Raw genomic sequence first — 25,088 nt, 5'->3', positions numbered from 1 at the left:
CTCAGTCCTCTTTGAGACCTTTGGACCGCCTGTCGGAGACGAGCCCCTCGAGCCCGCCACTGTTGCGCCCGCTGCGCGGCCGAAGTCCCTGGCCGCGCGACATGGTCCTGCCGGTTGGCTTTGCCGTCTGTGCAGACGCCGGCGCAGGTTCGTTTTCTTTTTCGACCTTCATGCGCGAAGCCACCGGCTTCATGTCGCTAAAGAAATCGATGTACCAGTCCATATCGGCAGCTGCCATCGCAAAGCGACCACCGGCCGCCGGGCTTTCAATTGCCGATTCCGGGATACCGTTGCTGATCTGCAAAACGACGGCCGCAGGTGCGGTCATCCCTGCCCGCCATGCAAGGGCGGTGATCGCCCGGGCACTGCCGGAATCAAGGATTTTGGAAACGGCATTGGCACGAATTTGCGCGTAATGGGCAAGTGCCTGCACCACCAGCGCATCATCATTGCGCGACAGGGCATCAAGCACATACTGGTCAATCGTCATCTTGGCATCTGTTGCCTCGACGACATCGTTTTCGACCATTTCATTGTCTGCGATCTCGACATCCATGTCTCTATCACGCGACGGCATCAGCACCCGGTTTTCAAAACGGGCCTTTTCAATCCGTTGACGGACCGACTGGCGCAACGCGCGGGCGACCTCGGTCCGCATCCGGCCCTGCTCGACCAGCGTGTCAAACAGGGAGGCCATGATGAAATGGGCAATGCGGCGCTGGGCCTGACGCGAAATTCGGTTCTGACCACCGAGGATATCGTTCTCCGGCGCCTTTGGCTTTGCGGTCTTTTCAACGAAATGCGGCGTCATCGGCACAACGTTTCGCGGTGCGTCATCCGATGACAGCAAACGGTTCAACAAACCGCCCTTTTCCTTTTCCGCCTGCTGCTCGATCAGGCGGGCCTTGGCAGCGGCCTCAAGCTCGGCGCGTTCACGTTCGGCTGCGGTTTGAATGAATTCACCGCGCCCGCGCATGACATCAAGGAAATCGGAATCGCTCAGAAGCTCGATATAATCGGCAATCGACACGCGGCCAATCGCCTGAATATCCTGACGCAGGCGATTTGCCGCCTGACGGGTCATATAAGGTGTATGGCCCAGTTCCTGTTCGATCAGCGCAATCACCTGCGGGCGATAACAGTCGCCCATATTGGCAATCGCCGAAACGAACTCGTCAACCATTTCCAGTCGTTCAGACGGGCTCAAATCTGTCAGATGCCGACGCAGACGGCGCGCCACATCCATGCGCACGTCGCTGTCAAAATCAGGTACATCCTCGGCATCATCCAGCGCGTCCAATTCAGACGAAAGACGCGCTGCGTGTTCAAGGGCCGATGCATCGGCGTTATTTTCGGAAACATGTCTGCGGGGAATCGCGCGACCCTGAACGCGACCTGTATCAGATCCAAACGTTTCAGGTGCGATGGTGCGAACAGTGTCGGCCAGATCACGCAGTTTGGCCGAGGCTTTATCATCAAGCCCCCCATTGCCCGCATTTTTCTGCCGATTGAACATCCAACTCAGCATTATCGCAGTAATTCCCCTGGTCCCGTGCCTGGCGGCGTATCGGCATCGACGTTGCGATGCCTTATTTTTGTGTTTTGTCAGAACAGCTTAACCCAAACTGACAGTGTTACACAACCAGACAAGGCGTCTAATTTTCATAACCCAATCTCAAGAGCACATATCAATAGACAGAGCCTTGATTACAGAATGACTATCGGCGCAAAGACTCAAAAAAACATTAACGATACAGGGGTCTATGCCCCCTCCTGCCCGTCGCCATCGAAAAACCTGCACGCCGACGGAATTCTTGCTGTCCGCGCAAATGAAAACGGGCGCCCCAAAAGGACGCCCGTCATCGAAAATCGTTTCACGCAATCATTTGCGTTAATTATTGCCGACCCATGCGATGCGCAGAATATTGGTCGCCCCCGGCGTTCCGAACGGCACACCGGCGGTGATAACAAGCGAATCACCCGGTCCTGCAAATTCTTCACGCTTTGCCACTTCGGTCGCAATTCCGACCATTTCGGCGAAGTTGGTGGCATCACGGGTAAAGACCGGATGCACGCCCCAGCACAGCGCCAGACGACGTGCGGTCTGAATCCGCGGGGTCAGGCCAAGAATTGGCACTTCCGGACGTTCACGTGCAGCACGGAATGCCGTCGACCCGGACGATGTATAGTTAACTACCGCTTTCGCACCGATGGTGGTGGCCACCTGACGGGCCGCCGCACTGATCGCATCCGGTGCGTTATGCTCCGGATCCGGGCGGTTGGCGTCACGCATACGGTAATAAAGATCGTCCTGCTCCACACGACGCAGGATACGGTCCATGATCGAAACGGTTTCAAGCGGGTATTTACCAACCGCACTTTCGGCTGACAGCATCACCGCATCGGCACCGTCATAGATCGCGGTCGCAACGTCGGATGCTTCAGCACGGGTCGGGGCCGGATTGGACACCATCGAGTCAAGCATCTGGGTTGCAACGATCACCGGCTTGCCAGCTTCGCGGCACGCTTTAATGATACGTTTCTGCAGGATCGGCACATCTTCCGGCGGGCATTCGACACCAAGGTCACCACGGGCGACCATGATCATGTCCGACAGATCGACAATCTCATCAAGGTGATCAATCGCCTGCGGCTTTTCCAGTTTGGAAACGATGGCTGCACGGCCCTGAATGATCTTGCGGGCCTCGGCAACGTCTTCGGGACGCTGCACAAACGAAAGCGCCACGAAATCAACGCCCATCTCCAAACCGTAATCCAGATCGGCACGGTCCTTTTCGGTCAGCGGTGAAAGCGGCAACATCACATCCGGAAGGTTGACACCCTTGCGGTTGGAAAGCGGCCCACCGGTAATGACGGTACATTCGGCCGACTTGTCGTCGCATTTCTCAACACGCATGCGCAGTTTGCCATCATCAAGCAGCAGGTTCGCACCCGGCTTGATTGCAGCATAGACTTCCGGATGCGGAAGCGACACGCGCGTGTTGTCACCCGGCTTCTTGTCCATATCGAATTTGAACGTATCACCGGCGGTGAGTTCAACTTCACCGTCGGCAAAGGTGCCAACACGAATTTTCGGACCTTGAAGATCCATCAAAATACCGATCGGGCGGCCGAGTTTTTCTTCGACGACACGGATCGCTTCAAAACGGGCCAGATGTTCTGAGTGTTCCCCATGCGAGAAGTTCAGGCGGAACACATCCACACCTGTCTGCACAATTTTCTCGAGGATTTCTGGCTTTGAACTTGCCGGCCCCAGGGTCGCGATGATCTTCGCCTTACGTTGACGGCGCATCGGCTACTACCTCTTGTTATTCGGTTTACACGTGAGCCTTCCCGCTTCGGCCTGCATCTGCGGCGAGACGAAAAGGCGTCCTGATCTTTTCTGGGGGTAACCCCTTAATAATCAATCAGCCCCTATTTGAACAGGGACTTTTCATTAAATGCCTTTACAAAAATGTGATTTTTCGCTGGACAATTACAAGAAGCACCTTCTTTAAAGAACGCGTACCGGTGAAACCTGCCGGTCAAAAACGAATGCCCAACAGACCAATTTTATGGCGCAGACAGGACCCTTTTCATGAGCAAATGGCACCACCGCTTTCTTGGACTTGCAGCCCATATTGCAGACTGGTCAAAAGACCGCAGCACCCAGGTCGGTGCGGTTGTCATCGGCCCGAAAAAAGAAATTCGTGCTGTCGGCTATAATGGGTTTCCGCGCGGGGTCGATGACGAAGTCGAAAGCCGCCATCGGCGTCCGGAAAAATACGCCTATACCGAACATGCCGAACGCAATGCGATTTATAATGCCAGTTACACCGGCACATCGCTTGATGGCTGCGCCCTCTATGTGACGCACTTTCCGTGCTGCGATTGCGCGCGCGCCATCATCCAGGCGGGCATCGCCGAGGTCTATGTCGACAAGTCGAAACTAACCGCGGACTTTCTTGAACGCTGGGAACAGGATATGAAGATATCGACCGAAATGTTCGAGGAGTCCGGTGTTGCCGTTAAGGTGATTGATGACGACGGCGTCACCAAGCCCATGAAATAAAAAAGATCTTCCTCTTTACTATTGAAAAAAAGGCCCAATATTGGGTGTGTTCAAACCGGACGCGAGCATCAAAAACAAAAAGACGTAAACGTCGTTTGTTCTAACTTTTCAACTGGCTTGGGGTCAGTATTTGTCAGATTTTCGGGCTGAACACAGAGTGGTTTGGCCTTGCTGGAAACCAGACAAAGGTATAAGGGTTTATACATCAGCAACTGGTTAGATTTGCTGCTGTATCCCCCTGAACAGCGACGCATTTCGTGATGATGCTCAGGAACCGAGGCCGGATGAACGCGAAAATAGACTTTAGTAAGATTAGTTTTCTGATCGTTGACGGGGACAAGATTTCAGCTCAGGTGGTCTATGACACGCTCGCCTATCTCGGAGCCAGTCATATCCAGCGTGTAAAATCGCCGAATAATGCCTTTGACGTACTACGCACCGAAAAAATTGATATCGTGATTTGTGAATGGCGCTTGCGCGGTATGGATGGCCTTGAATTCCTAGATGTCATGCGCAATTCGACCAATTCGCCAAACCGGTTCATTCCGGTGATTATGCTGACCGCACATTCCGAGATGCGTTATGTGACGACGGCGCGTGACCTTGGGATTACTGAATTTCTTGCCAAACCCTTTAACGCCAAGGCACTTTACAGCCGTCTGGTTTCGGTCATCGCCCGACCAAGACGTTTCATTAACACTGGAACGTATTTTGGCCCGGACCGACGTCGCAGACAGGTCCAGTTTGATGGTCCTGATCGTAGGAGCCTTGACGAATGACCCATTATGACTGGGGAAGCGGAGCCATCGTGAAGCCGGAAGAACCTAAGAAAAAGAAGAATGTGCAGATCATCCCTGCGCAGACCGATCTGAAACGCAAAGCTGTCAACTTCATCAAGGGATTTGACATCAACCTGTCACCTGAACAGCTTGAAGAGCTCGAACAGGTTGTACAGCGCAGCTCCGAGACCTTTGTCCGTGACATCGGCAAGGACCTCATGGAATGCCGCAAACTGGTAATCAACGCCCTGCGCGACAAGCCCAAGCGGCCAGAAGCCATCATCGCGGCAAATGACCTTGCCTATTCGGTCAAGGCCCTGGGCGGAACGTTCCAGTATCCCCTGATGACCCAAATCGCAAAGTCGATGGAAATCTTCGTTGCTGACCGCACCACGGCCAACGAAAAACAGCTGCTGGTGATCCAGCTTCACATCGACTCGCTTTATGTCATTCTTGCCGGCCGCGTGACCGGTTTTGGCTCAACCGTCGAACAGGCAACTGTCGCGGCCCTGACCAAACTGACCGAACGCTACGCAGAACCGCGCGAATAGCCCACACCTCTTGACCGCAGACGATCTCGCTCAATGGGCAGCATTTCACGATGCAGTCTCAGGTGGTGCTTATGCGCGCCCAGCAATCCCAAATACCCCCCTCACCTGCCCGCCTTACCAAAGCCCGACAGGTGAACTTTAACGTGCCCGATGCAGGGGCGGTTTCTACCGCCGGAAGAACGCGGTTAAAAATTGAAAAATCATGGCAAAAAAGCGCTTGCACCACCTGTGACCGGCTGCTAAAAACCGCGCCACGCACCATGCGGGTGTAGCTCAGTTGGTTAGAGCGCCGGCCTGTCACGCCGGAGGCCGCGAGTTCAAGTCTCGTCACTCGCGCCATTCCCTCCCTGATTGGGAATGATGCACAAAATAAGCGCCGCGATTTTTCGCTGGCGCTTTTTTGTTTTCCACTCGCTTTTTACACATCTGCCGACCCCGGATCGACCGCTTTTCGCTGCGAAACAGGCGTCGCATCGAGGCTGCCAAGGACGATCAGCCAGGTAAAATTCCGGTCCGTCTTTTTTTTGCAAAAAAGCCCTTGCCAGACCGAACCACCCCTTATATAAACCGCGCCACGCCATGCGGGTGTAGCTCAGTTGGTTAGAGCGCCGGCCTGTCACGCCGGAGGCCGCGAGTTCAAGTCTCGTCACTCGCGCCATTCCCTCCCTGATTGGGAATGACGTACAAAATAAGCGCCGCGATTTTTCGCTGGCGCTTTTTTGTTTTTGCGCCGCTTTCTTGCCGATCAAACCAGCAAAACACGTCCGCGCATTTTTCTTTAAAAATCGGTCAAAAAACACTTGCCTCAATTGGGTGGTCTTTATATAAACCGCGCCACGCACCATGCGGGTGTAGCTCAGTTGGTTAGAGCGCCGGCCTGTCACGCCGGAGGCCGCGAGTTCAAGTCTCGTCACTCGCGCCATTCCCTCCCTGATTGGGAATGACGTACAAAATAAGCGCCGCGATTTTTTCGCTGGCGCTTTTTTGTTTCTAAGGCCAAACCCCGGCGTAAAACCACCGTTCTACCCGCGTGGGTAATTTTACCAATACGTCACACAACCTTAAGAAATCCATTTTCGGGAAAGTTGTGCAATTTGCTGATTTAGACAGCATTGCTGACCGACTGGTCATTGATTAATCGTATAAATTATGCTCAGCTCCACATGCACTAAGCGAACCTGCAGGCCGCCCCGCAATTATAAGGGCCTGAAGGCGTCGATAGAACTCCGGATGGTTATAAAGCTGAGTCCGTCTCGTTTTGGCCCTCCCTTTCGATTGCCGATCAGTCCACGCATTGGCCTGCAGTCCCACAACAACAATCGGGAGGCGCATCATGCGCAAATTTATTGCAGGGCTGGTCATGGGGACCGCGCTCGCGACCGCACCTATGATGGCACAGGCCGAAACGCCGAAAAATGCTTTGGTCATGGCTTTTGCCATCGATGACATCATCACGCTCGACCCGGCTCAGATTTTCGAATTCTCGGGCGCTGAATATGCCGGCAACACCTATGACCGCCTGATCGGTTTCGACAATGACGATGTGTCGAAGATCTATGGCGTCGTTGCCGAAAGCTGGGATGTCTCAGAAGACGGCAAGACCTTTACCTTCAAAATTCGTGACGGCATCACCTTTGCCTCGGGCAACGAGCTGACCGCCGAAGACGCGGCCTTCTCCTTGCAGCGCGTGATCCTGCTGGATCAGTCGCCGGCCTTCATTCTGGGCCAGTTCGGTTTCACCGCCGATAACGTCAAGGAAAAGATCTACGCCACCGACGATTCCACGCTGGTCATGGAAGTCGACAAGCCTTACGCACCAAGCTTCGTGCTGTATTGCCTGACCGCTGGCGTTGGCTCGGTTGTCGACAAGGAAGAAGTCCTTGCCCATGAAGTGGACGGTGACCTTGGCCACGAGTGGCTTAAAACCAACTATGCCGGCTCCGGCCCGTTCAAACTGAACAAATGGACCGCGGGCGAAAGCCTTAGCCTGACCGGCAACGAAGATTACTGGGATGGCGCGCCAGAAATGAAGCGCGTAATCATCCAGAGCGTCAAGGAAGCCGCAGCTCAGCAGCTCCTCCTTGAAAAAGGCGATATCGATATTGCCCGTAACCTCGAAGCCGATCAGCTGGCTGCCATTTCTGACAATGACGACATCAAGATGATGTCCAAGGGCAAAGGTGCTCTTTGGTATCTCGGTCTGTCGCAGAAAAACGAATATCTGTCGAACCCGAAAGTCCGCGAAGCTCTGAAATACCTTGTCGATTACAAAGGCATTTCCGAAACCATCCTGGCTGGTCGTTCGCAGATCCATCAGGCCTTCCTGCCTGAAGGTTTCCTGGGCGCATATAACGAGAACCCCTATTCCCTGGATGTCGAAAAAGCCAAGGCCCTTCTGGCCGAGGCCGGCTATCCGGACGGGTTCAGCGTAACCATGGATACCCGTAACACCACCGCGATCATGGCTATGGCTCAGTCGATCCAGGCGACCTGGTCACAGGCTGGCATCAATCTGGAAATCATTCCGGGTGATGGCAAGCAGACCCTGACCAAATACCGCGCCCGTCAGCACGATATCTATATCGGTCGCTGGGGTCCGGACTATCAGGATCCGCACACCAACGCATCCACCTTTGCATGGAACCCGGACAACTCCGACGATGCCGCTGCCAAGCCGCTTGCTTGGCGCAACTCATGGGATGCCGGTGACTTGACGGCAAAAACCGATGCCGCCACGCTGGAACGCGACGATGCGAAACGTGCTGCGATGTATGTCGATCTTCAGAAAGCAGTTCTGGAAAATGGTCCGTTCGTGATCATGTTCCAGGAAACCGAGATCGCATCCATGCGCGGTAACGTGAACAACTTCGTCCTCGGTCCGTCATTCGATAACAACTATTATCGTTATGTCACCAAAGACTAATCTCGACGAAGGAGACAACGGTCGTAATGTCCGCTGTTAAACGCAAAAAACGGGACGGGCGCAACCGCGCCCGTTTCGCTTCCGGCCCGACGGGAACTTTCCTGCGGCTGGTATTCTCGCTTGCCATTACATTTTTTGGCCTGCTGCTTGTCACATTCCTGATCGGTCGCGTCTTGCCGATTGATCCGGTGCTGGCCGCTGTTGGTGATCATGCATCGCAAAGCACATACAACCGCGTGCGAGAAGAAATGGGGCTTAACCTGCCGCTTTGGCAGCAGTTCTTTATTTATATTTCCAACGTACTGCAGGGTAACTTCGGCCAATCGGTGCTGACATCCAATACCGTGCTAGATGACATTAAACGTGTCTTCCCGGCCACCCTTGAACTGGCAACCATTGCAACCATTATCGGTGTTGTTCTGGGCATTCCCGCTGGCGTCTTTGCCGCCATCAACAAGGGCAAATGGCCTGACCACATGGTTCGCGTGATCGGCCTTGCTGGCTATTCCATGCCGATCTTCTGGCTGGGTCTGATGGGGCTTCTGGTATTTTACATGAAGCTCGACTGGGTTGCGGGTCCTGGGCGTCTTGATTCGTTCTATCTCGACTATATCGAACCCACCACCGGTCTGATGCTGGTTGATACCCTGATCGAAGGCGACATGGACCTGTTCTGGAACGCTGTCTCGCACATTGTTCTGCCTGCCTCGATCCTGGCCTATTTCTCGTTGGCCTATATCGCCCGCATGACTCGTTCCTTCATGCTCGAACAGCTGAGCCAGGAATACATCCTGACCGCGCGGGTCAAAGGCATTTCCGAACATCGCATCATCTGGCGTCACGCTCTTGGCAACGTCATGGTTCCGCTAGTGACCGTGATTGCCCTGTCATACGCCAACCTGCTCGAAGGTTCGGTTTTGACCGAAATCATCTTCGCGTGGCCGGGACTTGGTCTTTACATCACCAACTCGTTGCTCAATGCCGACATGAATGCGGTTCTTGGTGGCACGATTGTGGTCGGTGCGGTCTTTATCGGCGTGAACATGCTTTCTGACGTGCTTTACCGCCTGCTCGACCCCAGAGCGCGGAGATAATCATGACAACACAAACACAAGTTTCGCAAACCGGCCTAAAACAATGGCTGACATCCGATACGCCAAAATCGCGCTGGCAGGCAAAATGCGGACGTGCCTGGCTGGGCTGGATCAAATTCACCGAAAACAAACTTGCCATGATCGGCCTTTCGATCGTGATCGGCCTTATTCTGGTAACTATATTTGCCCCGCTTCTGGCCCCTTATGATCCGCTGGCAGCTGACCTTGCCAATCGAATCCAACCACCCGGTGCAGAACACTGGTTTGGCACGGATCAATTGGGCCGCGATATTCTGTCGCGTCTGATCTATGGTGCGCAATACACCCTTTTGATCGTCGCCCTTGTTGTCATCACCGCAGCCCCGGTCGGCCTGCTGGTTGGCACAGCCGCCGGGTTCTTCGGCGGTTGGGTCGATGCCACCCTGATGCGCATCACCGATATCTTTCTGGCGTTCCCGAAACTGATCCTGGCGCTGGCCTTTGTGTCCGCCCTTGGACCGGGATTGGAAAACGCCATTCTTGCCATCGCAATTACCGCATGGCCGCCTTATGCCCGTATCGCACGGGCTGAAACCATCACGGTGCGCAAATCCGACTTTATCGAAGCCGCCCGTCTTCAGGGCACATCGAACCTGGGCCTGATCACGGGCCATATCATGCCAATGTGCATGAGCTCGCTTGTTGTGCGTGTGACCCTTGATATGGCGGGCATGATCCTGATTGCCGCCGGTCTTGGATTCCTTGGTCTTGGCGCACAACCACCGATGCCGGAATGGGGGGCAATGGTTTCTGAGGGTCGTCAGTTCCTGCTCGAACAATGGTGGGTTGCCACCGTCCCGGGTATCGCCATTTTCGTCGTCAGCCTTGGCTTCAACCTTCTGGGTGATGGCCTGCGTGATGTTCTTGACCCGCGTGGAGGCGATTGATCATGTCCAATGAAACCCTTCTGTCGGTCAAAAACCTCGAAGTCACCTTCAACACGCCCAAGGGTGATGTGCATGCTGTGCGTGGCGTGTCGTTTAATCTTGGTCGCGAACGGCTTGGTATTGTTGGCGAATCCGGGTCTGGGAAATCCCAGACCGGTCGCGCCATACTTGGTCTGACAGCGGCCAACGGCAAGATCACCGCCGATCAGATGACCTTCCATGACGTCGATCTGGCAAACCTGACGCCCAAACAATGGCGCAAGGTACGCGGTGCGCGCATTTCCATGATCATGCAGGACCCAAAATATTCTCTGAACCCTGTCATGACGATTGGCGATCAAATCATCGAGGCCTACCGCGAACACCATAAGGTCAACGCCAAGGAAGCCCGCCACCGCGCGATTGATATGCTTGATGCGGTTAAAATCCGAGATCCAGAACGCGTGTTTAATTCCTACCCGCATGAGGTATCCGGCGGCATGGGGCAACGCGTCATGATCGCCATGATGCTGATCCCCGATCCTGAACTGATCATTGCCGATGAACCGACATCGGCCCTTGATGTCACCGTGCAGCTTCAGGTGATGGCGATCCTTGATGATCTGGTGCGGGATCGTGGCATGGCGCTGATTTTCATCAGTCACGACCTGCAACTGGTTTCAAGCTTCTGCGACCGTGTGCTGGTGATGTATCAGGGTCACGTGGTCGAGGAAATCAAGGCGTCCGCCCTGCACGAAGCCAAACACCCCTATACCAAGGGACTTTTGAACTGCTTGCCGAAAATGGATGGCGATCATTCTGATCTGCCGATCCTTGAACGCGAAGCAAGCTGGGCCGAAGGTTAAGGGGTAGACACATGATTGAAATCAACAAACTCAATGCCTGGTTTGACGACAACCACGTTCTCAAGGATGTCGATATCAAGGTTCCGAAAAACGGGTCTTTCGGCCTCGTTGGTGAATCGGGATCGGGCAAATCGACGGTTCTTCGCACCATCACGGGCCTTGTCGATGACTGGGAAGGTGAAATTCTTGTCAACAACAAGGAACTTGGCCCCACACGCGACAAGGCATTCTATCGCCTTGTGCAGATGGTGTTTCAGGACCCGTTCGGATCGCTTCATCCGCGCCATACCATTGACCGCATCCTGACCGAACCGGTCAATATTCACGGGCTTGGCAATTCCGATGCCCGTGTGGTGCAGGCCCTTGAACAGGTCGGACTCGATAATTCGTTCCGCTTCCGCTATCCCCATCAGCTTTCCGGTGGGCAGCGCCAGCGTGTTGCGATTGCCCGCGCCCTGATCCTTGAACCAAAAATCCTGCTGCTTGATGAACCGACCTCGGCCCTTGATGTTTCCATTCAGGCCGAAGTGCTTAATCTTCTGTCGCGCTTGCGCCGCGAACTTGGCCTGACCTACATCATGGTCAGTCACGACCTCGCCGTGGTGGCCCATATGTGCGACGATATTGCCATTATGAACCATGGCCGTATTGTTGAACGCGCCACCGCAAGCCAACTGGCAGATGGCAGACTTGAACATCCCTATTCGCAACAGCTTTACAAGGCTGCCGGCGGCTATGACCGCGCCGTTGTTGACAGCTTTGTCGACTGGGACTGAACGGAGACACCATGACTTCCGCCACCACACTGAGCTTCGCAACCCCCTTCGCACCGGCCGACAGCAAACTTGCCAATTATCAACGTCGGCATATCCCGTCTTTCACGTGGGATGCGCATGCCTGCCTGCCGCTTGATGAAAAAACGCCGATAGACCTCCTTGATACCTATGTCGCCGGTCATATCGACTATGTCTGTGTCAATGTCGGCATGGATATGAACAGCATTGCCCATATTCTGCGCGTGATCGCTGCCTTCCGCGCCAAGGTCGCCGCGCACCCTGACAAATACATGCAGATCGAAAGCTTTGAGGATTTGGCGATTGCCAAATCCAAGGGCCTGCTCGGCGTCGGGTTTGATCTTGAAGGCTCAGTCATGCTCCAGGACATGCCCGAAATGGTGCCGGTCTTTGCCAAGCTGGGTGTGAAGCAGATCCACTTTGCCTATAACCGCAACAATTCGGTCTCTGGGGGCTGTCATGATGTTGATATCCGGCTGACCGATCTGGGTGTTGAAATGGTCAAGGCCGTGAATGCCAGCGGCATGATCATGGATTGTTCCCACACCGGACGGCAAAGCTCGCTTGATATCATGCGGGTCTCATCCAAGCCGGTCGTCTTCAGCCACGCCAACCCCAGGGAACTGGGTGGTCATGAACGCTGCATCGATGATGAACAGATCAAGGCCTGTGCCGATACCGGTGGCGTGATCGGCATTTGCGGTTTCCAGCGCTTCATCAAATCCAAAAACGCACCGGAAGTTCCCGACATGATCCGCCATATCAAATATGCGGTTGATCTGGTCGGTGTTGATCATGTCGGCATCGGACTTGATACCATGCCATCGGTCGCCGGCACCAACGACTTCCCGGATGGCGTCGACAAGGACTTCTATTGGCCCGCCGCCAGCGGCTATGGCCCCGGCGCAGGTGGGGCTGCGGTGTTCGACCCGCGCAAGCTCCCTGCCCTTGCTGACGCGATGATTTCAATTGGCTATTCACCCGATGACGTCGATAAAATCATGGGCGAAAACTTCATGCGCGTTGCCAAGGCAAGCTGGTAACAAGGCGCTACACCCTGCCCCGGGCTTCGGCCTGGGGACTTGGGCAGACGTTTCGGTCTAATTTGAAACCGTGACAGATTGCCCAGCCTTGACAGGCAGTTCGATCGTCAACGCTGCACCACCAAATTCGTGCACCAGATCGCCAGCCCGCACCGTGACACCTTTGATATCTGCCGGGATCGTCACACCGGACAGCGATCGGGTAAAGGGCTGCTCATTGACATGCGGATGGGCCAGAACCCTTTCCCCAATGATCGTCCCGTCCGGCCCGATCACCTGCCAGACATTGGCGTAATGATCCCAACCCGTGTCGTTATGCGCCACGGTCACATCAAACCGATAGATATTCTCGCCGGTCTTGGTCGCCTTGGCCGCAACCACATCGGCTTTGCCGGCGTTGGCCAGCACGGGAAACAACAAAGCCCCGCAGATCAGAACCAGACCAGTCGAAAGAGTGGACACAGTGCGGCTCTGCATGGCGGGGCTCCTGAATTTGATCTCGCGCGGGCTTAGGCGTCTGCCTCATCCTTGCGTACCGGGCGCGGTCGACCTTCGGCGTCAATCGCGACAAAGGTAAATGTCGCCTCGGTCACCTTGATGCGCGGCGGTTGATTGCGGCGGAGCACCCAGGATTCGAGATGCAGCACAATCGATGTATTGCCAATCTTCTCGATGTCGCCATAAACGCAAACTGTATCGCCGACATACACCGGGCGATGGAACGTCATGCCGTCCACTGCGATGGTCGCAACACGCCCTTCGGCGACCTGACTTGCCATCACGCCACCGGCGATATCCATCTGCGACATCAGCCAGCCACCGAAAATATCACCACTCGGGTTGGTATCGGCGGGCATGGCAAGGGTTCGGGTGCAAAGTTCACCGCGCGGCATCGTGCTTTCCGCAAGAAGGGATTGATCTTTCTCAGTCGCCATCAGGCTCACTCCAGTTGGCGGCACGCCTGTTACGGCACGCCATTTTTTTATTGGACCTCCCGGTCGCGGTTTTCTGCGTCCAAGCCCGGCAAAATTATGATCGGAAGTCGCGACCATCACTTGCATTGGATTCAAAAACACATTTTTATGGTCGGTGCGCACCGATCATCTGGTACGAACCGATAAAGATATGGTACTCGTTTAGCGCCGAGGCTTCCAAGACCATAATATCGAAGAACAGATATACGGTATTGGACCTTGTTTTAACACAATAAAAGAAGTTGCGTTCCGGGGCATGACCGACCTTTTTGAAGATTCAAACCAGTCCACCGATAAAGCCTATTCCGCCAAGGATATTGAAGTTCTCGAGGGCCTTGAGCCTGTCCGTCGACGCCCCGGTATGTATATCGGCGGCACCGATGATGCCGCTTTGCACCATCTGGTTGCGGAAATTCTCGATAACTCGATGGACGAAGCGGTTGCTGGCCACGCTGACTGGATCGAACTGGAATTGCAGCCAGACAATACTGTGCTGGTACGCGATAACGGACGTGGTATTCCGACCGACCCGCATCCGAAATTTCCCGACAAATCAGCACTTGAGGTGATCCTGACCACCCTGCACTCGGGTGGCAAGTTCTCCGGCAAGGCCTATGAGACCTCCGGCGGTTTGCACGGTGTCGGTATGTCGGTGGTGAACGCGTTGACCGACAAGTTCCGTGTTGAAGTCTGCCGTGATCGCAAGATGGTGTTTCAGGAATATTCCAAGGGCACGCCGCTGGGGCCGCTTCAGGATGGCGGTGCGATCAACAATCGTCGCGGCACCACGGTTATTTTCAGACCCGACCCCGAGATTTTCGGCACCCGCGCCAAGCTCAAGGCAGCGACCATCTTCCGTATGGCGCGCTCCAAGGCCTATCTCTACAAGGGTGTCGAAATCCGCTGGTCGGTTGACCCAAGCCTTCTGACCAGTGACGACCCGACCCCGCAGCAGGAAGTCCTGAAGTTCCCGAACGGTATTCTTGATTACCTCGAAATGACGCTTGAGGGCCGCGAGATGGTCACAGACCGTCCGTTCGCTGGCGAAGCCAAGTTTTCTGAAAGTGCCGGGCGTGTTGAATGGGCGATTGGCTGGCCGGAAAGCGGCGAAGGCTATTTCCATTCCTACTGTAACACCGTCCCGACCCCGCTTGGCGGCACGCACGAAGCCGGTTTCCGTTACGCCATTACCAAGGCGATCAAGGCCTATGGCGATATGCTGGGGCAGAAAAAGGCCGCAGCCATCACCGCCGAGGACGTCTTTGGCGGCGGCTGCATCATGCTGTCGGTGTTTATTCCCGATCCGCAATTCCAGGGCCAGACCAAGGAAAAGCTGGGCACCCAGGGTGCGACCAAACTGGTTGAAACCTCGGTGCGTGACCACTTTGACCACTGGCTGACCGGGGATACCGAAAACGCCAAGCGTCTGCTTGAACGCATCATCCTGCGCGCCGAGGAACGTCAGCGCCGCAAGGAAAAAAAGGAAACCAAGCGTCAGTCGGCGACCCGTCGTCTGCGCTTGCCGGGCAAGCTTGCTGACTGTTCGCGTTCAATCGCGGCGGGCACTGAAATCTTCCTGGTGGAGGGTGACTCTGCAGGTGGTTCTGCCAAGCAGGCCCGTGACCGTGAAACACAGGCTGTCCTGCCGCTACGCGGTAAGATCCTGAACGTTGCGTCGGCGACCTATGAAAAGATGATGGCCAACCAGGAAATCAAGGACATGATCGAAGCCTTTGGCTGCGGTTCGGGATCCGATTTCCGGCTGGGTGATCTGCGCTATGAACGAATCATCATCATGACCGATGCTGACGTCGACGGTGCACATATCGCGTCCCTTCTGATGACCTTCTTCTATCAGGAAATGCCTGGCCTGATCGAAAACGGCCATCTTTACTTGGCGATGCCGCCGCTTTACCGCCTGACCCAAGGCGGCAAGTCGATCTACGCCATGGATGATGCCGAAAAGGAAGTCATCCTCGAAACAGAGTTCAAGAACCCGAACAAGGTCGAGATTTCCCGATTTAAGGGTCTGGGTGAAATGCCGCCGCAACAGTTGCGCGAAACCACCATGGCCCACAAGAAACGCACGCTTTTGCGTGTTACCCTGCCCGATGCAGCCGAACCGGATGCCCGCGGGCAGACAAAGGATCTTGTAACCCGCCTGATGGGCAAAAAACCGGAGCTGCGTTTCCAGTTCATTCAGGAACACGCCCGCTTCGTCGAGGATATCGACGTCTGATCAGCACGCAAAACCATCGACAAAACCCGGCCAGTTGTGCCGGGTTTTTTGTCCGCATTCCCCAACCGTAAAAAGACAGGATCGCATGGTGTCTCACGATTATGCTGCCATCCTTGAACAAATCGCTGACGAGGTTGCGAAGGCGGATTTCGCTGCTGCGCGCAAGGCTGATTACATTCCCGCTCTTTCGAACGTGCCAGACGATCATTTTGCCATGGTCATCTGTGGCACCGATGGACAGGAATTTGCCATCGGTCACTCCGATTTGTCCTTCTCCATTCAAAGCATTTCAAAAATGTTCGCGCTTGTGCTCGCCCAGCGCGCCCATGGTGACAACCTGTGGCAGGCCGTGCGCCGCGAACCGTCCGGTTCAGCCTTCAATTCCCTGATCCAGCTCGAGCAGGAAAACGGCATACCGCGCAACCCGTTTATCAATGCTGGCGCCATTCGGGTCGCCGACCTGATCACGTCCCGTTATGCGAACCCGGATCGATCTGTTGCCGAATTTCTCGGGCAGCTTTGCGGCAATCCCGATATTCGTGTTGATAACGATGTTTATATGTCTGAGGACCAGCACGGTGATCGCAACCGTGCCATCGCATATCTGATGAAAAGCTTCGGCAAACTCGACAATCCTGTCGAAGACGTTGTACGCGCCTATTTCAAACAGTGTTCGGTCGCAATGACCGCCCGCGAACTGGCACGCGCCTGTCGTTTTCTGGCCTGCCGGGGTGTGGGCATTGATGGAAAACCTGTCATTACGGCAGAAGAAACCAGTCGCATCAACGCACTTATGCTGACATGCGGGATGTATGACGGCGTTGGCGACTTTGCCTTCACGGTTGGCATACCGGCAAAAAGTGGCGTCGGCGGTGGGATTATTGGCGTGGTTCCGGGTGAATTTTCGGTCTGCGTATGGTCGCCACTTCTTGATCAGCGGGGCAATTCTGCTGCTGGCATTCGTGCTCTGGAAATGCTGATCCGCGCCATTGGCCGGTCGGTTTTCTAGAGATCGCCCCGGTGGTTTTGCTCGGCGTCTGATCGGCTGGAAAAACCCACATCCAGCCCCGATCATCCCGCTGATTTCAGTATACGCTCGTGAATAAGATCACTTTAAAGTTGCAGAATAACCGTGCCGGACGTGACTTTGGACATTTTCAGACAATATCTAGGAATAGGTTCTTTGGTCTCAGCAAGCCTGAAAGGATGAAAGCCATGTCCGCGCCCGCATCGCGACTGTCAAAATTGACACGCCCGTTTTCAATCGCTGTTGCTGCAAGTGGTCTGCTTGCGCTTGCCGGTTGCAACATCGCCGTGATCGAACGTGCCCATTATGAGGTCTCCGAAGTCGACAGCTTCCGGACAGCCGGCGCGCCAAGCCGTGTGATGATGCTTGAAATCGTTGATGCCAATAATACCTTCACCGATGATTTCTGGAGTGCGGCCATGTCAAACCATGGCTACCCGCCGCGCCTGCGCTTTGTTACCGATCCGGCCGACATTGCAGATGGGGAAACCATCAAGCCGGAAAACCGTATGGTTGCTGTCGTCAATCCGGAACAATCCACCATGCGGGGCAAGCTCTGCACTGACCCAAAATCTCTTCCCAAGGATGAGACAAGCGATCGTGTCACCGTCCGTTTCGGCTTCTGTGTCGGGGATAAAATCATTTCGGAAACCCGCGCACACTTCAATGCGGCCCAGTTTGCCGAACAGGTCGAAAACAACGCTGACACGGTCAATTTTCAGCTCTTCCCGCGTCATTTGCGCAACAATGATGACCGGTATTGCAGCCCGTTCCTGCCAAGCTGCTAACGCACCAAAAGCGCTGCAAGTGACCGGGCAAACTCAACGGGCTGCTCAAGTGGCACATAATGCCCCGCACCGGGAACTTCCTGATAAGTCGCACCGGGAATGGCTTCGGCCATCTCCCGATGGCTTTCAGGGCTTATGATCCGGTCATGCGTACCGACAACAACGTTGCATGGCACGGCGATATTGCCAAGATCCGTCATGCTGTCCGGGCGGGTCGCAACTGCATGATTCTGGCGTTCAAACACACCTACCCCGCATGCGTCGCCCATTGCGGTCAACAGGGAAACCAATCCGGCATCATTGCGGTTATCGGGGTGAAGCATCTCATCAAGCATGCCGTCATTGACCGCAACAAACGGCGTCTTGCCCGCGACAATGCGCGACAGCAACAACCGTCGACGTCGCACCGCCTCACTGTCGGCCGTTGCCCTTGTATTGACCAGCATCAGGTGACTGACGCGTTCCGGGGCCTGACGCAGGATTTCAAAGGCGGCATAGCCACCCATCGACATCCCCACCAGCGCAAAGCGATCCGGCGCACTTTCAAGGACCGCGCGCGCCATATCCGCAGCCGTATCCTGATCAAACAACTCGCAGAATACCGGCATAAGTGCGGGCTTGGCCGGATCGTCAAGTTCGTCATATGCGGCAATCGCCGGATGCCACATACGCTGATCGGCAAGCATGCCTGACAAAAACACAACGGGCACGCCATCACCATCGGCGTGCCCGGTATCTTTCTTTGAGATCGAACTCATTTAATCAGCGCGCTCAGTTCCTTGAACTCCGGCGTGCCTGCCACCCGAAGCCATTCAAACATCACGCTTTCGCGGGTTACGATTTTAGCGCCAGCATCGCGCATGCGCTCAAGCCCGAAAATCTTGTCATGCTGGCTGCGCGATGTCACCGCATCGGAGACGACATAGACCTCCCGACCGCGTTCGATCAGGTCCATCACGGTTTGCAGCACGCAAACATGGGTTTCCATGCCCGCAACCACCACCTGATCACGACCCTGATTTTCTTCCATCTTCTCGATGAAGCCATCGGCCGGAACGGCGGAAAATGCCACCTTGGAAACGACATTGCCGCCATCAGCAGCATCACCCGGCTTTTCCAGAAGGTCGACAATCGGTTTGGCCGTATGTCCAAGACCCTTGGGATACTGTTCGGTAACGATCACCGGCACCTCAAGGCGATTGGCGCATTTGATCAGAAAACAGCAATTGGCAATGATCTGATCCGGTTCCAGACAGGCCGGATAGAGTTTTTCCTGAACGTCGATTATCAGCAAACTTGAACGGGTTGCGTCCATCAGCACTGTTTTTCTCCCCGAGTATGAGCTGTTGTGGCAGATTACGCTGTGAAATTGTTGCAAACAAGCCTCTCAAAGCCCGCCGAATGGGTTTTCCAAGGCAATTAAGCGGCGTTTTTCTTGACTTAATTAAGGGTTGGCTTTACGACGCAATCAGATTTCTAGCGATCCGCTTAACCTTAACGCATTTCTTTGCGGGAAAACGAACCATATGAATTTCGCCGATCTCGGTCTGAGCGAAGATATCCTCAAAGCCGTCGCAGACGCCGGCTACGACACCCCAACCCCGATCCAGGCCCAAGCTATTCCGTCGGTGCTGATGGCACGTGACATTCTGGGCTGTGCGCAAACGGGTACGGGCAAAACGGCCAGCTTCACCCTGCCGATGCTTGATATTCTCCATCATGGTCGGGCCCGCATGCGGATGCCACGTTCCATCATTCTGGAACCGACCCGCGAACTGGCCACCCAGGTTGCTGCAAACTTTGACACCTATGGCAAATATATATCGCTGTCCAAGGCGTTGATTATTGGTGGCGAATCTGCTGCCGAGCAAAGCAAGGTCCTGGAAAAAGGTGCCGATGTCATCATCGCCACCCCGGGCCGCCTGATCGATACGTTTGAGCGCGGCAAGCTGCTGCTGTCTGATTGCAAACTGCTTGTGATTGACGAAGCCGACCGCATGCTCGACATGGGCTTCATTCCCGACATCGAGAAGATCGTCAACATGCTGCCCAAGCAGCGTCAGACGCTTTTCTTCTCGGCGACCATGCCCAAGGAAATCAAACGCCTTGCCGACAAGTTCCTGTCCAATCCCAAGGAAATCACCGTATCGCCGCCTTCAACGATGGCAACCACGGTTGAACACAAGCTCCTTGTCATGGACGATTTCGACAAGCGCGAAGCCCTGCGTCGCCTGATCCGCGCCGAAGATGTCCGCAACGCCTTTGTGTTCTGCAACCGCAAAAAAGACGTCGACATTCTCTATAAATCGCTGACCAAGCACAGCTTTAATGCCGGTCGCATGCATGGCGATCTGGCGCAGAGCGAACGTACCGAAACGCTGGCAAAGTTCAAAACCGGCGAGATCACCCTTCTGGTCTGCTCGGACGTTGCCGCACGCGGCATTGACGTTGCTGATGTTTCGCACGTCTTTAACTTTGATGTGCCGTTCAACGCCGAGGATTATGTCCACCGTACCGGTCGTACCGGTCGCGCAGGCCGCGATGGCAAGGCCTTTACCCTTGCCGTGCCAGAGGATGGCAAACTTGTTGCTGCGATCAACAAGACGATCAATATGGACATCCCGCTGACCGAACTTGAAGGCATCGAGACGCTGGAGCTGGACTTTACGGGCAAGAAGCGCCGCAACAAGAGAAGCCGCAAGCCCAATACGCGTGACGACAAACCTGCCCGTCCGGCAAGATCGGATAAAAAGGAAGCGGTTGCTGACGCCCCGTCACCGGCCAAATCCGACGCGCAACCGCAAAAAGACGCCGATGCCCCCAAGGCACCGGCACGCGACGCGCGCAACAATGCGGGCAACACTGATCGCAACCGCAACAATCGCCGTGACCGTGACGACCGCGATGACAAAACAGTCATCGGCTTTGGCGATCACGTGCCAAGCTTCCTTCTGACCGAAGTGCCGGCCTCAAGCCTTGGCAAAAAGTCTTCTGACGACGAAGAAGAAGCACCGAAAAAGACCACCACAGCCAAGCGCAAGCCTGCTGCTGAAAAGTCGAAATCATCGACGGCCCGAAAGCCGCGCCGTTCGACCAAAAAGGCCAGCGACGAAACACCGGCAGAGGACGCTGCACCCGCAGCAACCGAGGCACCGGCTGAGGCTGCTAGCGACGCAAAGTCCGACGCCGCACCAGCCAAGGAAGTCAAAAAGCGCGCACCGCGCCGTCCGCGCAAGAAGGCTGCCCCAAAGGCAGAAACGGCTGACAAGGCTGCGGATACCGCCCAGGCATCAGCAGAACCGGCCCCGGCAGAAAGCGAGAGCTAAGCCCGCCGCACGTTCGCAAATCAAAAAGGCCGTCAGGGTAATCTGACGGCCTTTTGTCTATCTGGTAGGTATCTGTACGTTGGTTTATGCGTTAAACCGCTCGGAACAATCCGGTGGAGGTCGGTTTTTCCGGGCGACGCTTGCGCATCAGTTTCAGCATCGTCTCGATCGTGATCGACAGCAATGTGGCATGGGTGATCTCTTCGATCTCATCCATCACCATCGAAAGCGCCGCACCGGCATTGGTATTCTGCACGATGCTGTTGGACGGGCTTGTCCCGACCTCTTCAAACAACTGCACAACATCCAAAAGTGTCGTGCGCTTGGCATTGCCACAGAAACGATAACCGCCACCAGCCCCACGGACCGACTCAACCAGCCCGGCCCGGCCCAGATCACGCAGGACCTTTGCCAGATGGTTGGTCGAAATATTGTAACGTTCGGCAATTTCCGATGCCGAAAGCTGGCGGTCGGTATCTTCGGCCAGTTCCAGCACGGCATAGAGGGCAAACAGCGTCGCCTTTTGCAAGGACATCATCGGCTTATTCCCCCTCGTCCATATCTGTTTCCAGCTGGATAAATGGACCCGCCATCATGCCCTGCGCGCGGAAGAACGACATCAAGTCGGTCGCATCGCGCGGGATCATGGTCCGGATTTTGGTCACCCCGGCCTTACGGAAACAGCGGCAGATTTCGTTATAAAGGATGGTACCGATCCCGCCCATGCGCAGGTCCGGTTCGACACTAACGGTGCCAACCCAACCGCACGGCACGGAATTGAATTCCCACGACCGGACTTCACCGAAAATGCAGCCCAGAAGCGTTCCGTTTTCTTCGGCAATCAGAAAGAAACGGGAATCCTTGCGGTTACCATAACGGGTAAACAGGTCGTCCCAGTAATCCGGCTTGCGCAGTCCCGTGGTCCGGTCATCAAGATCGACAACATTGGCGAGATCTGCCTGAACCGCCGGACGAATATTGATTTTATGCTCGCCAATTGTAACCAGGTTATATCCCGGCGTGTTTTGCGCAGCGTCCACCATACGTGCCTTTCAGTATATCGGCTGCCAATGTCAGACGAGTGTCAGACAGTGCCAACCTCCCCCGGGCTCCCGGCAGGAGAATAATCACAATCGAAATAAGTAAATTGGTACGATTATACTACACTGCCCGGATGGCACACGGCAACGATAACTTCCGCTGCAGATGCTCACAACTGCAGGCATTCCAAGGAATTGAAGGTCATACTTGCATTGCTTGCCTGTTGCAAGTCTTTGGCATGCACGATGCGGTTAAGATCTGTTGCACCGCATTGCGATCATATACAGGATTTCGACGTAAAAATTGCACCGTTTGACGACGCAAAGATTGACAGAAACGCGAAGTCATGGCTTATCGCGCAGCAGAAATTATGTATGCTCGGTCGGGAATTTGGCAAAATCCACCCTTCCGAAAATACGGTTCTCCGGGCGAATTTCGGCCCGTTATCTTATCGTCCAAAGGAGTGTGGCACGCTATGGCGCGCAACGGTTTCGACGCAATTGATCGCAAAATTCTTCGTGAAATTCAGGAAGACGGTCGAATCTCCATGGTCGAACTGGCTGACAAGGTCGGCCTGTCCGTTTCCCCCTGCCTGCGGCGTCTGCGCAAGCTCGAAGAAAGTGGCGTCATCCGCAAATATGTCGCCCTTTTGGACCCGGCCCATCTTCGCCTTGGTGTGAATGTCTTCGTCACCGTATCGCTGACCCAGCATGACGAACCGTCGCTGCGCCGCTTTGAAACGGCAGTGCAGGAACACCCGGAAATCGTCGATTGTTATGCGATGGTCGGCAATCAGGATTACATGATGCGCATCGTTGTGCCCGATCCGGCCGCCTATCAGCGTTTCCTGTCCGAAGTCATGATGAAGTTGCCCGGCGTCGCCAACATGAAATCAAGCTTCACCCTGCACGAAGTCAAAAACAGCACCACCCTGCCGGTTGCTGACGCCGACTGATAACAGTCGGATGCCCGCCTTCGCGGGCGTGACGGCAGGAACCACATCGTCTGGCACCGTCATCCCCGCAAAGGCGGGGACCTCGATCCGCAAGTTCCCGAACCTGACAAACGCTCTACGCCACAGCCTGACGCTGCTTGGGAATGATCGTCGGGAACAGCACCGCCAGTGTCAGCCCGCGCAGCAGGAAAAACCCGTTAAACGCGGCCCACAGAAAATGGTTGCTGCCCATCACCACGGCCCACCAGGCAAAACCGGCATAGACCGCGACTGACAGCAACATCATGTTGCGCCAATGCTTGGTCTGCATCGCGCCCAGAAACACCCCGTCAAACTGAAAGCCCAATACGCCGGTAATCGGCAATACCACCGCCCACATCAGATATTCATAGGATGCTGCGCGGACTTCCGGAATGCTTGTAAGGGCATCAATGATCCAAGGCCCCGATGCTGCAAACAGGGCTGCCATCACCACGGCTGAAACAATCCCCCAAACGGTCGTCTTGCGCACCGCCCACAGGAACTGCTTGCGCTTTTCCGCGCCATAGGCTTGCCCGACAAGGGTTTCTGCCGCATGGGCAAAACCATCAAGGGCAAATGACCCGAACATCAGGAAGTTTTGCAAAACCGCGTTGGCGGCAAGCGTCACTTCACCAAACCGGGCGGAGAAGCTGGTAAACAGTGCAAAGGCCGATGTCAGCGCCATGGTGCGGATAAAGATATCGCCATTAATCTTCATCAGCCGGGCCAGTTGCGCGCGATCAAAAAGACCAATGCCGCGCCAGGTCCCACCCAGTCTTTTCAGATGCGGCTGCATCAGGAACCAGCCCAACACCACACCGGAATAATCGGCAATCACCGTGGCCCCAGCCACCCCGCGCACGTCCCAGCCGAACCCTTGCACAAACAGGATATCCAGGATGATGTTCAGCGAATTTAGGACCACCTGAAAAATAAACACTGCCCGGCTGTCACGCATCGCCAGCAACCAGCCCAGCATGCAATATTGCATCAGCGTCGCAGGCGACGCCCAGATCCGGACATGGAAATAATCGCGTGCGGCGGCCTCGACCGCCGGTGTCGGCGCAATCAGGCTCATCGCCAGTTCAATGATCGGCCATTGCAACACCATGACCGCCAAACCGGCAACCACCGCAATCAGGGCCGCGCGGGCAAATACTGCACGCACGCCATTTGGGTCACGCCGTCCATAGGCTTGTGCCGCAAGGCCCGTAGTGGCCATGCGCAAAAAGCCAAAGCTCCAGAACACGTAGGAAAAAATAAGCGCGCCAACCGCGACCGCCCCGATATAGTGCGGGCTATCGAGATGTCCGACCACAGCCGTATCGACCGCGCCAAGCAACGGAACAGTCGCATTGGAAAGAATAATCGGCAGGGTCAACGCCAGAACGCGTCGATCACCCTTGCCGAACCAGCGGCGCGTGCGGTTCATTTGGACCTCGGTCTATGGATCAAGCTGTGGGGCATCCGGGCGAACCGGAAGAATTCTTGTGGCACAGATTACAAGGCGGCAAAAGGCACCTTTTAATGACCGGCTGTCCAAAAAATCCACATCGTTAACTTTTTGTCCCGCCTCATGCAGCTTGTGCGCGAATTGTCTTCGCAAATCGGGCTCCGTAATCGGCTGCCTGCCACAGGACGTCCGAACACCAAAAACAGGAAAATCAAATAACTATTTGTTTTTATTTAC

The 25,088-nt window shown here is 55.1% G+C and carries 23 protein-coding genes and 3 tRNA genes; 17 read left to right on the top strand and 9 right to left on the bottom strand.

What is annotated here, in order from left to right; translation table 11 throughout:
- Window position 1: 1 nt before the first annotated feature.
- Both AC5Q5A_RS04135 and pyk read right to left on the bottom strand, forming a co-directional pair.
- A complete protein-coding gene (locus AC5Q5A_RS04135; protein ID WP_493894435.1) occupies window positions 2-1,528 on the bottom strand; it encodes a DUF2336 domain-containing protein in 1,527 nt (508 codons plus the stop codon).
- A gap of 363 nt (window positions 1,529-1,891) precedes the next feature.
- Window positions 1,892-3,313, bottom strand: a complete 1,422-nt coding sequence (gene pyk / locus AC5Q5A_RS04130) for a pyruvate kinase (protein WP_008890964.1) — start codon at window positions 3,311-3,313, stop codon at window positions 1,892-1,894.
- Window positions 3,314-3,598: 285 nt separating this feature from the next.
- Here pyk and AC5Q5A_RS04125 point away from each other — a divergent pair, with 285 nt between their 5' ends.
- From AC5Q5A_RS04125 to AC5Q5A_RS04070, 12 genes are all read left to right on the top strand, one after another.
- The gene (locus AC5Q5A_RS04125; protein ID WP_493894434.1) at window positions 3,599-4,072 is read left to right on the top strand and encodes a deoxycytidylate deaminase; all 474 of its coding nucleotides are present in this window, start codon (window positions 3,599-3,601) and stop codon (window positions 4,070-4,072) included.
- Window positions 4,073-4,356: 284 nt separating this feature from the next.
- Complete coding sequence (locus AC5Q5A_RS04120; protein ID WP_008890966.1) at window positions 4,357-4,851, top strand: response regulator; 495 nt, start codon at window positions 4,357-4,359, stop codon at window positions 4,849-4,851.
- Complete coding sequence (locus AC5Q5A_RS04115) at window positions 4,848-5,402, top strand: hypothetical protein (protein WP_008890967.1); 555 nt, start codon at window positions 4,848-4,850, stop codon at window positions 5,400-5,402. The genes AC5Q5A_RS04120 and AC5Q5A_RS04115 overlap by 4 nt, the downstream gene beginning before the upstream one ends.
- Before the next feature lie 262 nt (window positions 5,403-5,664).
- Window positions 5,665-5,741, top strand: a tRNA-Asp gene (locus tag AC5Q5A_RS04110).
- Window positions 5,742-5,983: 242 nt separating this feature from the next.
- Window positions 5,984-6,060, top strand: a tRNA-Asp gene (locus AC5Q5A_RS04105).
- A gap of 187 nt (window positions 6,061-6,247) precedes the next feature.
- Window positions 6,248-6,324 (top strand) — tRNA-Asp (locus tag AC5Q5A_RS04100).
- A gap of 411 nt (window positions 6,325-6,735) precedes the next feature.
- Complete coding sequence (locus AC5Q5A_RS04095) at window positions 6,736-8,325, top strand: ABC transporter substrate-binding protein (protein WP_008891486.1); 1,590 nt, start codon at window positions 6,736-6,738, stop codon at window positions 8,323-8,325.
- Between the two features lie 26 nt (window positions 8,326-8,351).
- On the top strand, window positions 8,352-9,419 hold the full coding sequence (locus AC5Q5A_RS04090) for an ABC transporter permease (RefSeq protein ID WP_083952752.1): 1,068 nt from the start codon (window positions 8,352-8,354) through the stop codon (window positions 9,417-9,419).
- Window positions 9,420-9,421: 2 nt separating this feature from the next.
- Window positions 9,422-10,345: a nickel transporter permease gene (gene nikC, locus AC5Q5A_RS04085; protein ID WP_493894433.1), complete on the top strand. Its 924-nt coding sequence runs from the start codon at window positions 9,422-9,424 to the stop codon at window positions 10,343-10,345.
- A gap of 2 nt (window positions 10,346-10,347) precedes the next feature.
- Complete coding sequence (locus tag AC5Q5A_RS04080) at window positions 10,348-11,190, top strand: ABC transporter ATP-binding protein (protein WP_296994958.1); 843 nt, start codon at window positions 10,348-10,350, stop codon at window positions 11,188-11,190.
- Window positions 11,191-11,201: 11 nt separating this feature from the next.
- The gene (locus AC5Q5A_RS04075; RefSeq protein ID WP_493894432.1) at window positions 11,202-11,966 is read left to right on the top strand and encodes an ABC transporter ATP-binding protein; all 765 of its coding nucleotides are present in this window, start codon (window positions 11,202-11,204) and stop codon (window positions 11,964-11,966) included.
- 11 nt (window positions 11,967-11,977) lie between these two features.
- Window positions 11,978-13,027, top strand: coding sequence for a dipeptidase (locus AC5Q5A_RS04070; RefSeq protein WP_493894431.1), 1,050 nt, complete (start codon window positions 11,978-11,980; stop codon window positions 13,025-13,027).
- Between the two features lie 57 nt (window positions 13,028-13,084).
- Here AC5Q5A_RS04070 and AC5Q5A_RS04065 read toward each other — a convergent pair whose 3' ends face one another.
- Both AC5Q5A_RS04065 and AC5Q5A_RS04060 read right to left on the bottom strand, forming a co-directional pair.
- On the bottom strand, window positions 13,085-13,504 hold the full coding sequence (locus AC5Q5A_RS04065) for a hypothetical protein (protein ID WP_493894430.1): 420 nt from the start codon (window positions 13,502-13,504) through the stop codon (window positions 13,085-13,087).
- Between the two features lie 32 nt (window positions 13,505-13,536).
- Entirely contained in the window at window positions 13,537-13,962 is a 426-nt protein-coding gene (locus AC5Q5A_RS04060; protein ID WP_008891479.1) for an acyl-CoA thioesterase, read from the bottom strand.
- A 295-nt stretch (window positions 13,963-14,257) separates the two neighbouring features.
- Here AC5Q5A_RS04060 and parE point away from each other — a divergent pair, with 295 nt between their 5' ends.
- From parE to AC5Q5A_RS04045, 3 genes are all read left to right on the top strand, one after another.
- A complete protein-coding gene (gene parE / locus AC5Q5A_RS04055; protein WP_493894429.1) occupies window positions 14,258-16,240 on the top strand; it encodes a DNA topoisomerase IV subunit B in 1,983 nt (660 codons plus the stop codon).
- 85 nt (window positions 16,241-16,325) lie between these two features.
- On the top strand, window positions 16,326-17,249 hold the full coding sequence (locus AC5Q5A_RS04050) for a glutaminase (RefSeq protein ID WP_493894428.1): 924 nt from the start codon (window positions 16,326-16,328) through the stop codon (window positions 17,247-17,249).
- Window positions 17,250-17,455: 206 nt separating this feature from the next.
- On the top strand, window positions 17,456-18,055 hold the full coding sequence (locus tag AC5Q5A_RS04045) for a hypothetical protein (RefSeq protein ID WP_493894427.1): 600 nt from the start codon (window positions 17,456-17,458) through the stop codon (window positions 18,053-18,055).
- Here the strand turns inward: AC5Q5A_RS04045 and AC5Q5A_RS04040 are convergent.
- Both AC5Q5A_RS04040 and AC5Q5A_RS04035 read right to left on the bottom strand, forming a co-directional pair.
- Complete coding sequence (locus AC5Q5A_RS04040) at window positions 18,052-18,813, bottom strand: alpha/beta fold hydrolase (protein WP_493894426.1); 762 nt, start codon at window positions 18,811-18,813, stop codon at window positions 18,052-18,054. The genes AC5Q5A_RS04045 and AC5Q5A_RS04040 overlap by 4 nt on opposite strands.
- Window positions 18,810-19,370 carry a hydrolase gene (locus AC5Q5A_RS04035; RefSeq protein WP_008891474.1) on the bottom strand — a complete coding sequence of 187 codons (561 nt, stop codon included), beginning with the start codon at window positions 19,368-19,370 and terminating at the stop codon, window positions 18,810-18,812. Before AC5Q5A_RS04035 ends, AC5Q5A_RS04040 begins: the two co-directional genes overlap by 4 nt.
- A gap of 211 nt (window positions 19,371-19,581) precedes the next feature.
- Between AC5Q5A_RS04035 and AC5Q5A_RS04030 the strand changes: the two genes are divergently transcribed.
- Entirely contained in the window at window positions 19,582-21,381 is a 1,800-nt protein-coding gene (locus AC5Q5A_RS04030) for a DEAD/DEAH box helicase (protein WP_493894425.1), read from the top strand.
- A 91-nt stretch (window positions 21,382-21,472) separates the two neighbouring features.
- Here AC5Q5A_RS04030 and AC5Q5A_RS04025 read toward each other — a convergent pair whose 3' ends face one another.
- Both AC5Q5A_RS04025 and AC5Q5A_RS04020 read right to left on the bottom strand, forming a co-directional pair.
- Window positions 21,473-21,919 (bottom strand): Rrf2 family transcriptional regulator, encoded by a 447-nt coding sequence (locus AC5Q5A_RS04025; RefSeq protein WP_008891472.1) that lies wholly within the window; start codon window positions 21,917-21,919, stop codon window positions 21,473-21,475.
- Between the two features lie 4 nt (window positions 21,920-21,923).
- Complete coding sequence (locus AC5Q5A_RS04020) at window positions 21,924-22,424, bottom strand: GNAT family N-acetyltransferase (protein WP_493894424.1); 501 nt, start codon at window positions 22,422-22,424, stop codon at window positions 21,924-21,926.
- Between the two features lie 473 nt (window positions 22,425-22,897).
- Between AC5Q5A_RS04020 and AC5Q5A_RS04015 the strand changes: the two genes are divergently transcribed.
- Window positions 22,898-23,377 carry an Lrp/AsnC family transcriptional regulator gene (locus AC5Q5A_RS04015; protein ID WP_008891470.1) on the top strand — a complete coding sequence of 160 codons (480 nt, stop codon included), beginning with the start codon at window positions 22,898-22,900 and terminating at the stop codon, window positions 23,375-23,377.
- A gap of 115 nt (window positions 23,378-23,492) precedes the next feature.
- On the opposite strand, the gene AC5Q5A_RS04010 is transcribed toward AC5Q5A_RS04015, so the two are convergent.
- The gene (locus tag AC5Q5A_RS04010) at window positions 23,493-24,830 is read right to left on the bottom strand and encodes an MATE family efflux transporter (protein ID WP_493894423.1); all 1,338 of its coding nucleotides are present in this window, start codon (window positions 24,828-24,830) and stop codon (window positions 23,493-23,495) included.
- Window positions 24,831-25,088: the final 258 nt, after the last annotated feature.

The sequence above is a fragment of the Thalassospira sp. CA1 genome (assembly GCF_059052855.1).
This window is presented reverse-complemented; position numbering and strand designations above follow the sequence as displayed.

Bases quoted from the DNA above. Each gene is read 5' to 3' on its own strand.
- AC5Q5A_RS04120 (WP_008890966.1), top strand. From the start codon at position 4,357: ATGAACGCGAAAATAGACTTTAGTAAGATTAGTTTTCTGATCGTTGAC.
- pyk (WP_008890964.1), bottom strand. From the start codon at position 3,313: ATGCGCCGTCAACGTAAGGCGAAGATCATCGCGACCCTGGGGCCGGCA.
- AC5Q5A_RS04095 (WP_008891486.1), top strand. From the start codon at position 6,736: ATGCGCAAATTTATTGCAGGGCTGGTCATGGGGACCGCGCTCGCGACC.
- AC5Q5A_RS04025 (WP_008891472.1), bottom strand. From the start codon at position 21,919: ATGATGTCCTTGCAAAAGGCGACGCTGTTTGCCCTCTATGCCGTGCTG.
- AC5Q5A_RS04125 (WP_493894434.1), top strand. From the start codon at position 3,599: ATGAGCAAATGGCACCACCGCTTTCTTGGACTTGCAGCCCATATTGCA.
- AC5Q5A_RS04070 (WP_493894431.1), top strand. From the start codon at position 11,978: ATGACTTCCGCCACCACACTGAGCTTCGCAACCCCCTTCGCACCGGCC.
- AC5Q5A_RS04080 (WP_296994958.1), top strand. From the start codon at position 10,348: ATGTCCAATGAAACCCTTCTGTCGGTCAAAAACCTCGAAGTCACCTTC.
- AC5Q5A_RS04045 (WP_493894427.1), top strand. From the start codon at position 17,456: ATGTCCGCGCCCGCATCGCGACTGTCAAAATTGACACGCCCGTTTTCA.
- nikC (WP_493894433.1), top strand. From the start codon at position 9,422: ATGACAACACAAACACAAGTTTCGCAAACCGGCCTAAAACAATGGCTG.
- parE (WP_493894429.1), top strand. From the start codon at position 14,258: ATGACCGACCTTTTTGAAGATTCAAACCAGTCCACCGATAAAGCCTAT.
- AC5Q5A_RS04090 (WP_083952752.1), top strand. From the start codon at position 8,352: ATGTCCGCTGTTAAACGCAAAAAACGGGACGGGCGCAACCGCGCCCGT.
- AC5Q5A_RS04020 (WP_493894424.1), bottom strand. From the start codon at position 22,424: ATGGTGGACGCTGCGCAAAACACGCCGGGATATAACCTGGTTACAATT.
- AC5Q5A_RS04065 (WP_493894430.1), bottom strand. From the start codon at position 13,504: ATGCAGAGCCGCACTGTGTCCACTCTTTCGACTGGTCTGGTTCTGATC.
- AC5Q5A_RS04015 (WP_008891470.1), top strand. From the start codon at position 22,898: ATGGCGCGCAACGGTTTCGACGCAATTGATCGCAAAATTCTTCGTGAA.
- AC5Q5A_RS04060 (WP_008891479.1), bottom strand. From the start codon at position 13,962: ATGGCGACTGAGAAAGATCAATCCCTTCTTGCGGAAAGCACGATGCCG.
- AC5Q5A_RS04075 (WP_493894432.1), top strand. From the start codon at position 11,202: ATGATTGAAATCAACAAACTCAATGCCTGGTTTGACGACAACCACGTT.
- AC5Q5A_RS04010 (WP_493894423.1), bottom strand. From the start codon at position 24,830: ATGAACCGCACGCGCCGCTGGTTCGGCAAGGGTGATCGACGCGTTCTG.
- AC5Q5A_RS04135 (WP_493894435.1), bottom strand. From the start codon at position 1,528: ATGCTGAGTTGGATGTTCAATCGGCAGAAAAATGCGGGCAATGGGGGG.
- AC5Q5A_RS04115 (WP_008890967.1), top strand. From the start codon at position 4,848: ATGACCCATTATGACTGGGGAAGCGGAGCCATCGTGAAGCCGGAAGAA.
- AC5Q5A_RS04050 (WP_493894428.1), top strand. From the start codon at position 16,326: ATGGTGTCTCACGATTATGCTGCCATCCTTGAACAAATCGCTGACGAG.
- AC5Q5A_RS04030 (WP_493894425.1), top strand. From the start codon at position 19,582: ATGAATTTCGCCGATCTCGGTCTGAGCGAAGATATCCTCAAAGCCGTC.
- AC5Q5A_RS04035 (WP_008891474.1), bottom strand. From the start codon at position 19,370: ATGGACGCAACCCGTTCAAGTTTGCTGATAATCGACGTTCAGGAAAAA.
- AC5Q5A_RS04040 (WP_493894426.1), bottom strand. From the start codon at position 18,813: ATGAGTTCGATCTCAAAGAAAGATACCGGGCACGCCGATGGTGATGGC.